13 protein-coding genes and 1 tRNA gene are annotated in these 13,027 nt (G+C 73.0%); 6 read left to right on the top strand and 8 right to left on the bottom strand.

Going from position 1 to position 13,027, the window contains the following annotated elements; all coding sequences use genetic code 11:
• Positions 1-295: 295 nt before the first annotated feature.
• The 3 genes from BM419_RS13680 to BM419_RS13670 all read left to right on the top strand — a co-directional run bounded on the left by BM419_RS13680 (position 296) and on the right by BM419_RS13670 (position 3,787).
• Complete coding sequence (locus tag BM419_RS13680; protein WP_012318462.1) at positions 296-487, top strand: hypothetical protein; 192 nt, start codon at positions 296-298, stop codon at positions 485-487.
• 256 nt (positions 488-743) lie between these two features.
• Positions 744-2,153, top strand: a complete 1,410-nt coding sequence (locus BM419_RS13675; RefSeq protein WP_091683148.1) for a malonyl-CoA decarboxylase — start codon at positions 744-746, stop codon at positions 2,151-2,153.
• 116 nt (positions 2,154-2,269) lie between these two features.
• Positions 2,270-3,787 carry a malonate--CoA ligase gene (locus tag BM419_RS13670; protein ID WP_020095582.1) on the top strand — a complete coding sequence of 506 codons (1,518 nt, stop codon included), beginning with the start codon at positions 2,270-2,272 and terminating at the stop codon, positions 3,785-3,787.
• 170 nt (positions 3,788-3,957) lie between these two features.
• On the opposite strand, the gene BM419_RS13665 is transcribed toward BM419_RS13670, so the two are convergent.
• The 4 genes from BM419_RS13665 to BM419_RS13650 all read right to left on the bottom strand — a co-directional run bounded on the left by BM419_RS13665 (position 3,958) and on the right by BM419_RS13650 (position 6,266).
• Positions 3,958-4,770: a hypothetical protein gene (locus BM419_RS13665; RefSeq protein ID WP_091683147.1), complete on the bottom strand. Its 813-nt coding sequence runs from the start codon at positions 4,768-4,770 to the stop codon at positions 3,958-3,960.
• A 119-nt stretch (positions 4,771-4,889) separates the two neighbouring features.
• Positions 4,890-5,261, bottom strand: a complete 372-nt coding sequence (locus tag BM419_RS13660; protein ID WP_020095580.1) for a DUF3618 domain-containing protein — start codon at positions 5,259-5,261, stop codon at positions 4,890-4,892.
• Between the two features lie 5 nt (positions 5,262-5,266).
• Positions 5,267-5,716: a phage holin family protein gene (locus BM419_RS13655; protein WP_170855257.1), complete on the bottom strand. Its 450-nt coding sequence runs from the start codon at positions 5,714-5,716 to the stop codon at positions 5,267-5,269.
• 4 nt (positions 5,717-5,720) lie between these two features.
• Positions 5,721-6,266 (bottom strand): hypothetical protein, encoded by a 546-nt coding sequence (locus tag BM419_RS13650; RefSeq protein WP_082557795.1) that lies wholly within the window; start codon positions 6,264-6,266, stop codon positions 5,721-5,723.
• 456 nt (positions 6,267-6,722) lie between these two features.
• Between BM419_RS13650 and BM419_RS13645 the strand changes: the two genes are divergently transcribed.
• Positions 6,723-8,144, top strand: coding sequence for an alpha,alpha-trehalose-phosphate synthase (UDP-forming) (locus BM419_RS13645; protein WP_042672419.1), 1,422 nt, complete (start codon positions 6,723-6,725; stop codon positions 8,142-8,144).
• Positions 8,145-8,198: 54 nt separating this feature from the next.
• Positions 8,199-10,322: a glycogen debranching protein GlgX gene (gene glgX / locus BM419_RS13640; protein WP_091683145.1), complete on the top strand. Its 2,124-nt coding sequence runs from the start codon at positions 8,199-8,201 to the stop codon at positions 10,320-10,322.
• A 45-nt stretch (positions 10,323-10,367) separates the two neighbouring features.
• Here glgX and BM419_RS13635 read toward each other — a convergent pair whose 3' ends face one another.
• Together BM419_RS13635 and BM419_RS13630 are read right to left on the bottom strand one after the other, a co-directional pair.
• The gene (locus tag BM419_RS13635; protein WP_012318471.1) at positions 10,368-11,312 is read right to left on the bottom strand and encodes a ribose-phosphate pyrophosphokinase; all 945 of its coding nucleotides are present in this window, start codon (positions 11,310-11,312) and stop codon (positions 10,368-10,370) included.
• A 226-nt stretch (positions 11,313-11,538) separates the two neighbouring features.
• Positions 11,539-11,775, bottom strand: a complete 237-nt coding sequence (locus BM419_RS13630) for a DUF4170 domain-containing protein (RefSeq protein WP_091926752.1) — start codon at positions 11,773-11,775, stop codon at positions 11,539-11,541.
• Between the two features lie 184 nt (positions 11,776-11,959).
• On the opposite strand from BM419_RS13630, the gene BM419_RS13625 reads away from it, so the two are divergent.
• Positions 11,960-12,355, top strand: a complete 396-nt coding sequence (locus BM419_RS13625) for a hypothetical protein (protein ID WP_056524642.1) — start codon at positions 11,960-11,962, stop codon at positions 12,353-12,355.
• 22 nt (positions 12,356-12,377) lie between these two features.
• On the opposite strand, the gene BM419_RS13620 is transcribed toward BM419_RS13625, so the two are convergent.
• The gene (locus tag BM419_RS13620; RefSeq protein WP_091683143.1) at positions 12,378-12,638 is read right to left on the bottom strand and encodes a hypothetical protein; all 261 of its coding nucleotides are present in this window, start codon (positions 12,636-12,638) and stop codon (positions 12,378-12,380) included.
• Positions 12,639-12,848: 210 nt separating this feature from the next.
• Positions 12,849-12,941, bottom strand: a tRNA-Sec gene (locus tag BM419_RS13615).
• Positions 12,942-13,027: the final 86 nt, after the last annotated feature.

The following is a 13,027-nucleotide window of genomic DNA, read 5'->3' as shown; positions in this document are numbered from 1 at the left end:
AGCCATGGTCGGGTCCGTGTCGGGAGGGCGATCGGAGCGGCGAGCGATACGGGCGGAGCGCGCCGCCGGGCAAGCTGCGGCGATGCATCCCTGCCGGGACGCCCCGGGCCCCTTCACCGGAGCCGGCGGCGCACCATATGCAACAGACGCAGCCGGCGCCGCCCCCATGCCAGCGGGCGCCGCGACCGATGCGCCGGGCGCCGGGCCTCGCGAGGTTTACGGACCGGACTACGAACGAGAGGGCGGTTTCGTTCCGTGCGAACGGCGCCGGGGCCGCCGCAGCAGGGAGTACGGGATGCCGAACTACCGCGTCGACTTCGCCAAGGAGATCCTCGGGGTGCCGTTCACAATCGGCTCGGTCGCGATCGCGCGGGCCCGCGATCCCGAGCGCGCCCGCCGCGCCGCGGAGCTGCGCTTCGCCCGCCAGCACGGCGTCGGCGACTGGCGCGAGCGGGCGGACCTCGCCACCGTGGCCGAGCGGCTCTGACGGCCGGCCGGATCCACCGCACCACCCCCGTCACACGATGGTCGTGCCGCGCCCGCACACGGGGAGCCCCGTGGGGAGCCCCGCGTCGGCGACCGGTCAAGCTCTGGTCGCGGCGGCCGCGGCGCCGTAGAATGGCGGGCGGATCGGGACGCCCGCCGGCGTCCGGATCCGGTTCCGCCCGCGCCCGACCGACGAGCCGGCGTCGCGGGACCGGACACGTCTCGAATCCGGGTCGACAGGGGTCAGTGCGAAGGTCATGGCGGCGATCTCCTTCTTCGGCGACCTGCTTCAGACCATCAGCGAGCGCGGCCGCGACCTGATCGGGATCGGGCGCGGCGACATCGCGTCCCGGGCGAGTGCCGGCGACCTCGTCAAGCTCTGCGAGGACCTGATCTCCCGGCGCGGCGAGGCCTCCGGGGTGGCGCTGGCCCGCCTGATCCTCGACCGCTACGCGAGCTTCGGCCAGGCGGAGCGCCACGCCTTCCTGCGGGCTATCGCCCTCGACTTCGACGCGGACCACGCCGCCGTCGACGAGGCCATCGCCGCCTACCGCGCCGCCCCCTCCCGCGCCCGCTTGGGCAGCCTGCACGAGGCCGCCGAGCCGCGCAGCCAGGAGCTGATTCGCCGCCTCAACCTCGCCCGCGGCGGCACGCTCAGCCTCGTGCGGATGCGCGAGGACCTGTTCGACCTGCGCCAGGCCCTGCGCGCCGGCGACGAGGCCGACCCCGCCCTGATGGACGCCGTCGACAGCCTCGACTGCGACTTCGAGCACCTGTTCGCGTCGTGGTTCAACCGCGGCTTCCTCGTGCTGCGCCACATCGACTGGACGACGCCGGCGCACATCCTGGAGAAGATCATCCGCTACGAGGCGGTCCATGCCATTTCCGGCTGGGACGACCTGCGCGCCCGCATCGAGCCGCCGGACCGGCGCTGCTTCGCGTTCTTCCACCCGGCGCTCGCCGACGAGCCGCTGATCTTCGTCGAGGTCGCGCTCACCGACCAGATCGCCCCGGCGATCGCCCCGATCCTGTCGCAGGAGCGCAAGCCGCTGCAGCCGCAGGCGGCCACCACGGCGGTGTTCTACTCGATCTCGAACTGCCAGAAGGGCCTCGCCGGCGTCACCTTCGGCAACTTCCTGATCAAGCAGGTGGTCGAGGACCTGACCCGCGAGGTCCCCACGCTCAAGACCTTCGTGACGCTCTCGCCGGTGCCGGGCTTCGCCGCGTGGCTGGCGCGGGAGCGCCGGGCCGACAGCCCGCAGGGCCTGCTGCCCGAGGATGTCGAGACCCTGCGGGCGCTGGACGACCCGGCCTGGCCGGCCGACAAGGCCCGGGCCGAGACGGTGCGCCGGGCGCTGATCCCGGCGGCGGCCGCCTATTTCCTGCGCGCCAAGAACGAGCGCGGGCGCCCCCTCGATCCGGTGGCCCGGTTCCATCTCGGCAACGGCGCGCGCCTCGACCGGATCAACTTCCTGGGCGACACCTCCAAGAAGGGGCTGGCCCAGTCCCACGGGCTGATGGTCAACTACCTCTACGACCTCGCCGCCATCGAGCGGAACCACGAGACCTACGCCAATCTCGGCACCGTGGTGGCGGCTCCGGCGGTGACTCGGGAGCTGCGCGCCAAGCTGCCGCCGCCCCGGGCCGTGGTGCTCGCCGAGGCGTAGGCGTCGCGACTCACCGGACCGCGCGGACGACGCGCCGCCGGAAAGGGCTCGCCGAGGGGGCCTCCGGGCGGCTATGGGTGCGCGCGACCCATAGCCCGTGATAGCCCAGCCTCACGATGACGAACCACCTCTTCTCCCTGGTGCGGGACGGCGCCGCCGATCCCGCCAAGACCGTGATCGAGACGCCGGACGGGCGCCGCTACGCGTACGCGGACCTGATCGCCCGCTCCGGCGCCTACGCGGCGGCCCTGCGGGCGGCGGGCGTCGCACCCGGCGACCGGGTGGCCGTGCAGGTCGAGAAGAGCCCCGAGGTGATCTTCCTGTATCTCGGCGCGGTCCGGGCCGGCGCCGTGTTCCTGCCGCTCAACACCGCCTACACCCCGGCGGAGATCGGCTACTTCCTCGGCGACGCCGAGCCGACCGTGTTCGTCTGCGACCCGGGCCGGCGCGACGCGCTCGCCGAGGCCGCCGCCGGCGTCCGACAGGTCTGGACCCTCGACGCGGCGGGCGGCGGCAGCGCCGCGGAGGCCGCTGACCGGGCCGCCGATGCGGGGGCCGCCTTCGCGGACGTGCCCCGCGGTCCGGAGGATCTCGCGGCGATCCTCTACACCTCGGGCACGACCGGGCGCTCCAAGGGCGCCATGCTGACCCACGACAACCTCGCGTCGAATGCCCGGACGCTGGTCGCGTACTGGCGCTTCACCGCCGACGACGTGCTGATCCACGCCCTGCCGGTGTTCCACACCCACGGCCTGTTCGTGGCGACCAACACGGTGCTGGCGAGCGGCGGCTCCATGCTGTTCCTGCCCCGGCTCGACCCGAAGCTGATCCTGAGCCTGATGCCGCGGGCGACCGCCCTAATGGGCGTCCCGACCTTCTACACCCGGCTCCTCAAGGAGCCGGGCCTGACGCCGGAGGCGGCCCGGGGCATGCGCCTGTTCGTGTCGGGCTCGGCGCCGCTGCTCGCCGAGACGCACCGGGAATGGCAGGCCCGCACGGGTCACGCCATCCTCGAGCGCTACGGCATGACCGAGACCAACATGAGCACCTCGAACCCCTACGCGGGGGACCGGGTCGCCGGCACGGTGGGCTTCCCCCTGCCGGGCGTGTCCCTGCGGGTGGTCGATCCCGAGACCGGCGCGGCCCTCGGGCCCGACGCGGTCGGCATGATCGAGGTGAAGGGCCCGAACGTGTTCCAGGGCTACTGGCGCATGCCCGAGAAGACCGCCGCCGAGTTCCGGGCCGACGGGTTCTTCATCACCGGCGACCTCGGCAAGGTCGACGGCCGGGGCTACGTCCACATCGTCGGGCGCGGCAAGGACCTGATCATCTCGGGGGGCTTCAACGTCTACCCGAAGGAGGTCGAGACCGAGATCGACGCCCTGCCGGGCGTGGTCGAATCCGCCGTGATCGGCCTGGCGCACCCGGATTTCGGCGAGGCCGTCACCGCCGTGGTGGTGGGCGGCGCCGGCTGCCCGGACGAGGCCGGCGTGCAGGCCGCCCTGGAGGGGCGCCTCGCCCGGTTCAAGTGCCCCAAGCGCGTCCTGTTCGTGGACGAGCTGCCGCGCAACACGATGGGCAAGGTCCAGAAGAATCTGCTCCGCGAGGCGCATGCGGGGCTGTACCGGGACTGACGCGCCGTCCTGTCAGAAGGGTCGACGGAGCGAGGATCCGGCCACCGCGTCGCTGCGAGCGGAGCAATCCAGGCGGCGCCACGCTGCTCGACGTCGCGCAACTCCGGGGCACGTCGCCTCGCCCGGGATGACGGCGCCGAGGCCCCCACGGAGGGGCCCCGGCCACCGAATCAGAGATTGTGCTGCGTGCGCTCGCCAGCGGGCGGCGTGTGGCTCTCCGGATCGACCACCTTGCGGGCGGCGGCGTTGAGGTTGTCCGGGTCGAGGGCGGTCTGGACGAACTCGCGGCCGATATTGGTCACCTCGCGGGCGTAGCGCAGGCCCTGGTCGCGGACCTCGTCGGCCCAGGGACCGATGCTCCGGTCCTCCTGGCGGGTGCGCGGCAGCAGCGCGCCGAGGAGCAGGCCCGCGGCCACGCCGACGACGCCGACGAGGAGCGGGTTGTCGTCCACGAAGCGCTCGACGGCGGTGCGCCCGCGGTTGATCCCCTCGATCCCCTGGTTGGTCAGGTCGTCCAGCGCCCGCATGTTGCGGCGATGGAGGGCGCCGGCCCGCTCCCGGGCCTCGTCGTAGGCCGCGGTGGCGCGGTCGCGCGCCTGATCGGCCGCCCCGCCGAGGCGGTCGTTGATGTCGTCGGCGAGGCCCGAGACAGTGCGGCGCGCCTGCCCGGCGAACTCGGTGGCCCGGTCGCCCGCCGCCCGGATGCCGTCCTTCGCGGCCGAAGCGGCGTCCTGGGCTGCGTCCTGGGCAGTGTCACGGGCGGCGTCGTGCGAGCCCGTCGCCGCGCCGGGCCGGAGCGGGTCGTGCAGGCCGCGCGGATCCGGCCGGAGGGTGAAGTCGCCCGCGGCGGTGCCGGGCGCGCCCGGGTCGCCGAGGCCGGCCGGATCCGGCCGCAGGCTCTTGTCGTCGGCGCCGTGCGGCATCCCCGCCGCGGCGGCGAGCTGCTCGGGGGTGCTGGAGGGGATACCCGGCTTGTCGGTCATGGCGCTGTCCTCAGATGTCGGTCTCGCCGGCCCGCCTTCGGCGCCGGTCTGCCCGGTCGTCCGGCCGGGCGGCACGGTGTCTCGTCCCGGACCCGGCCGGACCCGGACGGGTCCGGTCCTCAGATCTCGGTCGTGTCCAGCGGATCGCGGGCCGGGCGGACCGTCGGGCGGTCGGGGTCGTAGCCGCGGGCCGCGCCGGTGTTCAGGGTGGGCACGCGCTCGGCCGAGACCTCGGTGCGGCGGCGCTGGGCGTCGCGGGCCATCCGGTTGAACAGCAGGCCGACGCCCGCCGCGATCAGCAGCACCGGCACGGGATTGCGGCGCACCGCCTCCAGGGCCGAATCGTAGGTCGTGTTCAGCGCCGGCACCCGCCGGGCATTGCCCAGCATCTCGTCCACGAGATTCGGCACCGAGAGCCGGCCCTGGATGCGGTCGATCGTGTCGTCGAGCCGGGCGCGGCTCTCCTCGATCTCCTTCTCGAGGTCGTTCATCGTACTCATCCGGACACGCGCTCCGAGAGGGCTTGGGCATCCTGGCGGACCTGGCGCGTCGTGCGCTTCGGGGCCAGGGTCGAGAGGGAGAGGACGCTGCGCGCCCACAGGGCCATCCCGAGGGCGAGGAGCAGCAGAACGCCGCCGACGATCAGGGCCGAGAGCCACTCGGAGCCCACGATGGTGGCGAGCCACTTCACGAAGGCGCCGATCAGGACCAGCAGGGCGACCACGGCGAACACCGCCGAGCCGACCATGCAGGCGAGGCCGACGATGAGCTGGCGGACGTTGCCGGCCATCTCGGCCCGGAACAGCGCGATCTCCTTGCGGGCGAGCTCGTTGGTCTCCCGCAGGGCGTCGCCGATCAGGCTCTGGATGCTGGAGGGGCCCGTGGCTGGGCCCGTGGAGGAACCCGTGGAGGGGCCCGCCTGGCGCGGGTCGGAGCCGTAGGTCATGGCGTCAGGCCCGGAAGCTGTCGCGGGCGTCGCCGTCCGGCGCCTCCGGCGGCAGGCTGGACGACTTGATGAAGCGGGCGGCGATCAGGCCGGCCACGAAGGTCCCCACAGCGACCGCCACCGGCGCGCGCCGGGCGAAGGACTCGGCCTCGCTGTAGAACTCGCCGAGGCTGCGGCGCTCGATCGAGGAGCCGAGCTGCTCCAGCCCGTCCGCGGCGCTGTCGAAGAAGGCGCGGACATTCGGCTTGTCGCCGAGATCGCGGCCGGAATTGCGGATCGTCTGCGCCAGGTCGTGGACCGATTGCGCGGCGTCGCTCTTGCGCTGCTCGACGTAGCTCTGCGCCTGCAGCCGGGCCGCGTCGAGCAGACCGCGCCCGCGCTCGGCCGCCACGTCGGCGAGCCCCTCGACGTCGCCCTGGAGGGCCCGCCACTGCGCGCGCTCCTCCGCGGCGGTGTGGGGCGCGTCGTGCGGCGCGGCGTGCGGCCCCTCGCGGTGCGGATCCGCGATCGGATCCGCGGGGGTGCCTTGCGGTAACTCGTTGCCGGCCATCTCGAAAACACTCCTCGCGGCGCGGGGACGGGGCCGCTCGCGGCGACCGCGGGCCCCGCGATGGCTGAGTAACCGACTCGGCTGTCGCGGGTTCCGGTCCCTGTGCGCCCTTCCGATGCGTGCGCGGGGTCCAGCGCGACGGGCGGCACCGCTCACGCGCCGTTCAGGCAAGATCTGCCAGAACCGCCACGCTTGTACAACGCTCGCATGGGGCGCCCGACCGGGGCGCCCGACCGGGGCGCCCGACCGGGGCGCCCGACCGGGACGGAGCGGCCGCCCTGTCCCGGAACGGCAGGGCCTCGACTTGACCCGCGCCCGGCTTCACGCTTGGGTTGCGGGACGACCGACAAAGGATCGCGCAGGGCCTCCGCGCGTTCTGACATAATAGTGACGTCCCGATGCAGGCGCGGCGAGATCCTCGACCCGACCCGCGCCCCTGATCCGGAGCCGACCCGCGTGGCACGCCTTGTGATCGTATCGAACCGCGTCGCCGTCCCGGAGGAGGGCGGCAAGGCGGTGGCGGCGGGCGGCCTCGCCGTCGCGGTCAAGGAGGCCTTCACGGCCTACGAAGGTCTGTGGTTCGGCTGGAGCGGCACCATCACGGACGAGCCGTCCGAGGAGCCGACGCTGATCGACCGGGGCCGGGTCCAGTACGCCGTCGTCGACCTCTCGCCGCAGGATCACCTGGAATACTACGCCGGCTTCGCGAATCGCGCCCTGTGGCCGATCATGCATTACCGGCTCGGGCTCGGCGCCTTCTCGCGCTCGGACTATGCCGGCTACAGCCGCGTGAACCGGACCTTCGCGCGGGCGCTGGCCAAGCTGGTCGAGCCCGACGACATCATCTGGGTCCACGATTACCACCTGCTGCCGCTCGCCGCCGAGCTGCGCGGACTCGGGCTCGACAACCCGATCGGCTACTTCCACCACATCCCCTGGCCCGCCGCCGACGTGTTCAACTCGCTGCCGGCGAGCGGCGAGCTCCTGCGCGCCATCGTCGACTACGACCTGATCGGCCTGCAGACCGAGGCGGACGTCCAGAACCTGCAGCGCAACCTCGTCGATACCCAGCGGGCGATCCCGCTCGGCGGCGGCTCGCTGATGGTCGACGGCCGCCGGACCCGGATCCGCGCCTTCCCGATCGGCATCGACGTCGCGGGCTTCAAGGAGGCCGCCGAGAAGGCCAATTCCAACAAGGTCGTGCGCGAGACCATCGCGGGCCTGCGCACCCGCAAGCTGCTGATCGGCGTCGACCGGCTCGACTATTCCAAGGGCGTGCCCGAGCGGATGGAGGCGGTGGAGAGCTTCTTCGCCTCGAATCCCGACCAGCGCGGCAACGTCACCTACATCCAGATCACGCCGAAATCCCGCAGCGAGGTGCCGGAATACGAGCAGCTCGCCCGCGAGGTGAACGAGAAGGTCGGCGAGATCAACGGCTCGCTCGGCGACCCGGCCTGGACGCCGATCCAGTACATCACCAAGGCCTATCCGCGGCCCGTGCTGGCCGGCCTCTACCGGGCCGCCCGGGTCGGGCTCGTCACGCCGATGCGCGACGGCATGAACCTCGTCGCCAAGGAGTACGTCGTCGCCCAGAGCGAGGACGATCCGGGGGTGCTGGTCCTGTCGAAATTCGCCGGCGCCGCCCGGCAGCTGCCCGAGGCGCTGCTGATCAACCCCTACGACCGGTTCGAGGTCGCCGAGGCGATCCGCGCGGCCCTCTACATGCCGAAGGCCGAGCGGCTGGCGCGCTGGAAGCCGATGGTCGAGCGCATGACCCGCGAGGACGTCGACTGGTGGGCGCGCAACTTCCTGGCGGAGCTCGAGAACTTCCGCACGGTCGAGCGCGAGCCGCCCACCGCCGCCGCGGCCGCCGAATAGCCGGCGCCTCCCGCTGCTCCCGCCCGCCGCCATCCGTGTGACCGGACGCCCCGCATGATCGCCGTCGACGACGGGGTGCCGGCACCGCTCGGCGCCCATTTCGACGGGCGCGGCGTCAACTTCGCCCTGTTCTCCGAGCACGCCACCGCGGTCGACATCTGCCTGTTCGAGCCGGGGGAGCGGCACGAGACCCGCACGGTGCGGCTGCCCTGCCGGACCGACGACGTCTGGCACGGCTACCTGCGCGGCGTGCTGCCGGGCCAGCTCTACGGCTACCGGGTGCACGGCCCCTGGGACCCGGCGGCGGGCCACCGGTTCAACGCCTCGAAGCTCGTCCTCGACCCCTACGCGCGGGAGATCCGCGGCCGGATCCGCTGGCACGACGCGCTCTACGGCCACCGCCGGGGCGGCGGGCGCGAGGACCGGATCGACCGGCGCGACAGCGCGGTCTACATGCCGCGCTGCGTGGTCACCGCGCCGGAGGTGCCCGACCTCGCCCTCAACCCGGTCCGCCGGCCGCTCGCCGAGACGGTGGTGTACGAGGCGCACGTCAAGGCGCTGACCCGCACCCATCCCGACATTCCCGAGGCGGAGCGCGGCACCTACGGGGCGCTCGCCCACCCGGCGATCATCGAGCACCTCGTCAAGCTCGGCGTCACCGCCCTGGAGCTGCTGCCGATCCAGGCCTTCGCGGACGACCGCTTCCTGGTGGAGAAGGGGCTCGTCAATTTCTGGGGCTATCAGCCCCTGGGCTACTTCGCCCCGGAGCCGCGCTACCTGGGGGAGGGCGGCCTCGGCGGCCTGAAGGCGGCGATCCGGGAGCTGAACGCCGCCGGGATCGAGACCTGGCTCGACGTGGTCTACAACCACACCGCCGAGGGCGACCATACCGGCCCGACCCTGTCGTTCCGCGGCATCGACAACGCCAGCTACTACAAGCTCGACCCCGCCGACCCGCGCCGCAACCGCGACTGCACCGGCTGCGGCAACACCTTCGACGCGAGCCACCCGCGGGTGATGCAGCTCGTGCTCGATTCGCTGCGCCACTGGGTCACCGCCTACGGCATCGCGGGCTTCCGCTTCGACCTCGCCTCGAGCCTCGGGCGCGCGCCCTTCGCCTTCACCCCGCAGGCGGCGTTCTTCCAGGCCGTGGCGCAGGACCCAGTGCTGGCGCGGGTCAAGATGGTGGCCGAGCCGTGGGATGTCGGGGAGGGCGGCTACCAGCTCGGCGGCTACCCGCGCGGCTGGAGCGAGTGGAACGACAAGTTCCGCGACGCCGCCCGGGGCTTCTGGAAGGGCGATTCCGCCACGCTCGCCAAGGTCACGCAGGGGCTGACCGGCTCGCGCGAGGTGTTCGCCCCGTCCGGGCGCTCGCCGCTGGCCAGCGTCAACTTCATCGCCAGCCACGACGGCTACACGCTCGCCGACACGGTGTCGTACGAGGAGAAGCACAACGAGGCCAACGGCGAGGACAACCGCGACGGCCATAACCACAACGTCAGCCGCAACTACGGCGTCGAGGGCGACACCGACGACGCGGCGATCCTGGCGCTCCGCGCCCGCCAGAAGCGCAACATGCTGGCGACGGTGATGCTGGCCCAGGGCGTCCCGATGCTGCTCATGGGCGACGAGCGCTCCCGCAGCCAGGGCGGCAACAACAACGCCTACGCCCAGGACAACCCGACGAGCTGGATGGACTGGAGCGTCGATCCGGATCCGGCCCTCACGGACTTCGTGGCCAACCTGCTGGCCCTGCGCCGGGCCCAACCGGCCCTGCGGCGGCGGCGCTTCTTCACGGGCGCGCTGATCGACCCCGACGAGCCCCTGCGCGACGTGCACTGGCTCTCCCCCGAGGGCATCGAGATGGAGGTCCGGCACTGGTCCGACGACGGGCTCCAGGTGTTCGGCATGCAGATCGGCAACGACGGCGACCCGGGCGAGCGCCTGCTGATGCTGTTCAATGCCGGGGCGGAGGCCGTCAGCTTCCGCCTCGCCCCGGTGATCGGCGGCCCGTGGACGCCGGCCTTCGACACGGGCGAGCCCGCGGGCGCCCGCGCCCCCGGCGCGCCGGCGATCGCGGCCGGGACCGCCGTGCCGCTGCCGGGCCGCACGGTCCTGGTGCTCACCGCGCCGGGCACCGAGACCGGCAACCGGGGCGGCTGGGTGCCGGGCCGGTAGGGGCGGGGCGCCTCAGGACCGGCCAGAATCGGCCGGACGGCGCCGTCAGTCGAACAGGCTGGAGACGCTGGATTCGGTCGCGGTCCGGCCGATCGCCTCGCCGAGCAGCGGCGCGATCGTCGCCACCCGGATGTTGCGGGCGAGCTTGACGGCCTGCGTCGGCTGGATCGAGTCGGTGATCACCAGCTCCTTCATCCGCGAGGCGGCGATGCGCGAGACCGCGCCGCCCGACAGCACGCCGTGCGTGATGTAGGCCGAGACGTCCTTGGCACCGGCGTTGAGCAGGGCCTCGGCGGCGTTGACCAGGGTGCCGCCCGAATCGACGATGTCGTCCACGAGGATGCAGGAGCGGCCCTCGACCTCGCCGATGATGTTCATCACCTCGGACTCGCCGGGGCGCTCGCGGCGCTTGTCGACGATGGCCAGCGGGCAGTCGATCCGCTTGGCGATGGCGCGCGCCCGGACCACGCCGCCGACGTCCGGCGAGACCACCATCCGGTCGGCGCTCGGCAGCCGCTCCTTGATGTCGCGCACCATCACGGGGGCGGCGAACAGGTTGTCGGTGGGGATGTCGAAGAAGCCCTGGATCTGGCCGGCGTGGAGGTCGAGGGTCAGGACGCGGTCGGCGCCGGCCTCCGTGATCAGGTTCGCCACCAGCTTGGCCGAGATCGGGGTGCGGCCGGAGGTGCGCCGGTCCTGCCGCGCGTAGCCGAAATACGGGATCACCGCCGTGATGCGCCGGGCCGAGGACCGGCGCGCGGCGTCGATCATGATCAGCAGCTCCATCAGGTGGTCGTTCGCCGGGAACGAGGTCGACTGGACGATGAACACGTCCTCGCCGCGCACGTTCTCCTGGAGCTCGACGAAGATCTCCATGTCGGCGAAGCGCCGGACCATGCACTTGGCGAGCGGCAATTCGAGATAGGCCGCGATCGCCTCGGCCAGGGGCCGGCTGGCATTCCCGGCGATGATCTTGATCGAGGATTTCATGGGCGGCCGCTCGCTCGCGGCCGGACCTCCCGCCGCTCTTGTTCAGACCGGTCTCCCGAGGAGCCGGAACGATCCGATGACGGGCGAGGCTCTTAGCAGCGGGCCGGAAGTGTCACAATGCCTTCACGGCCGCGCCCTCACCGCGCTCTTACCCCGCTCTCACCGCGGACGCGCGCGGCGGACCCGGCCCCGGACCCGGGTTCGGATCCCCGCGCGCCCGGTCCCCTCAGGGGGCCGGCGGCTCCAGCAGCCGGTGCAGGTGCACCACGAAGTAGCGCGTCTGCGCGCTGTCGACGGTGGCCTGGGCCTTGGCCCGCCACGCGGCCTGGGCGGTGGCGTAGTCCGGGAAGATGCCGACGATGTCGAGGTCCTTGATGTCCCGGAACCGGACCCCGTCGAGATCCTGCAATTCACCGCCGAAGACCAAGTGCAGTCTCTGGTCGCTGTCGATTTCCGTCGTCATGGCCCGTCCTCCGTTCCTGCGCGGCGCTCGCAAATGGCGGGCCCGCGGTCAAGCCTGAACATCCGCAGGCGAGCCCCCAATCCGCCGCAGGTCTGCGGCGGCCGGGCGAGGGGGCCGGCCGGGGGGCTGAGCGTAGCGGCGCGGTGGATGCGCAACACCGGACGCGCCGTGCTACGAGCGGCCCATGACACGCCGCCTCCTCCCCGACGCCGTCCTCGTCGCGCTGGCCCTCGGCCTCGGCGCGGCGCCGGTCCAGGCCCAGCAGGCGCCCCGCGCGCCCCGCCCCGACAGGAGCGTCCCGGACCGGCGGGCCGGGCCGCCGGTGATCGGCTGCCCGTCGCTGGCCAATTACCGCATGCTGATGCGCGACGGTGCGGCGGCGGCCGCGGCGCACTTGGCCGACCCCAAGGCGGACCATCTCGGCTGCGCGGCGCTGGCGCGCACGGACCTCGCCGGCATCGTCGACAAGGTGACGCTGGGCGGCGCGAGCTACGACTGCGCCGCCGTGCGCGGCACCACGGCCTGCCACTGGATCGCGCCCGGGACGATTCCCGAAGGCCCCGCACCGGCCAAGCGCTGACGGTCGGCCGCGCGGCCCGCGCTCAGCGCAGGTGGCCGCTGGCGCGCAGGTCCCGCTCGACGGCGTCGTGGAGGGCCTGGAGGGGATTGTCGTTGATGGCGGCGGGCGGGTGCAGCGGCGCCATCGGGGCGGGCCGCGCGTCGAGCCCCGGCAGGATCGTGGCCTCGGCGCCCGGCCGACGCGGGGGAAGTCCCACGGGAAGGCGCACGGGCCGGCGCGCCGCGAGGGTTCGCAGCGCCTCGCGGGCGCCGGGCGGGAGGAGCGTGACGAGTCTGTCCAGCATGGCCGGCCTCAGCGCGCGCGGCCGGCCGCGGCCGGCGGGAACGGGACGGTGGCGGCGGATCGGTTCTTCACGCGGGCACCCGTGCGGGATCGATCGCGGGAAACGAGCCGGCACCCCCACAGTTCCGATGAAGCAGTATCGCGAATTTAATCGTACGTGTCGCCTGAATATCGGCGAACACTGGTTCATCGGTTTCGATTGTCTGAAGCGTGGCGGAAGCGGATGGGAATCGAACCCACCGTACGCTGTTGGCGTACCACTGGTTTTGAAGACCAGGAGGGCCACCAGACCCCGTTCGCCTCCGCGACCGGGGGTACGGGCGGGGCGGGGCGCGGTCAAGGCCGCCCGCGTGCGGCGGATCGCGCCGCCGATCCGCCGCCCGGACGCCC

Source organism: Methylobacterium sp. yr668 (genome assembly GCF_900116245.1).
GTDB lineage: Bacteria > Pseudomonadota > Alphaproteobacteria > Rhizobiales > Beijerinckiaceae > Methylobacterium.
The sequence above is the reverse complement of the archived record's forward strand: the minus strand, read 5'-3'. Positions and strand labels throughout refer to the sequence as shown.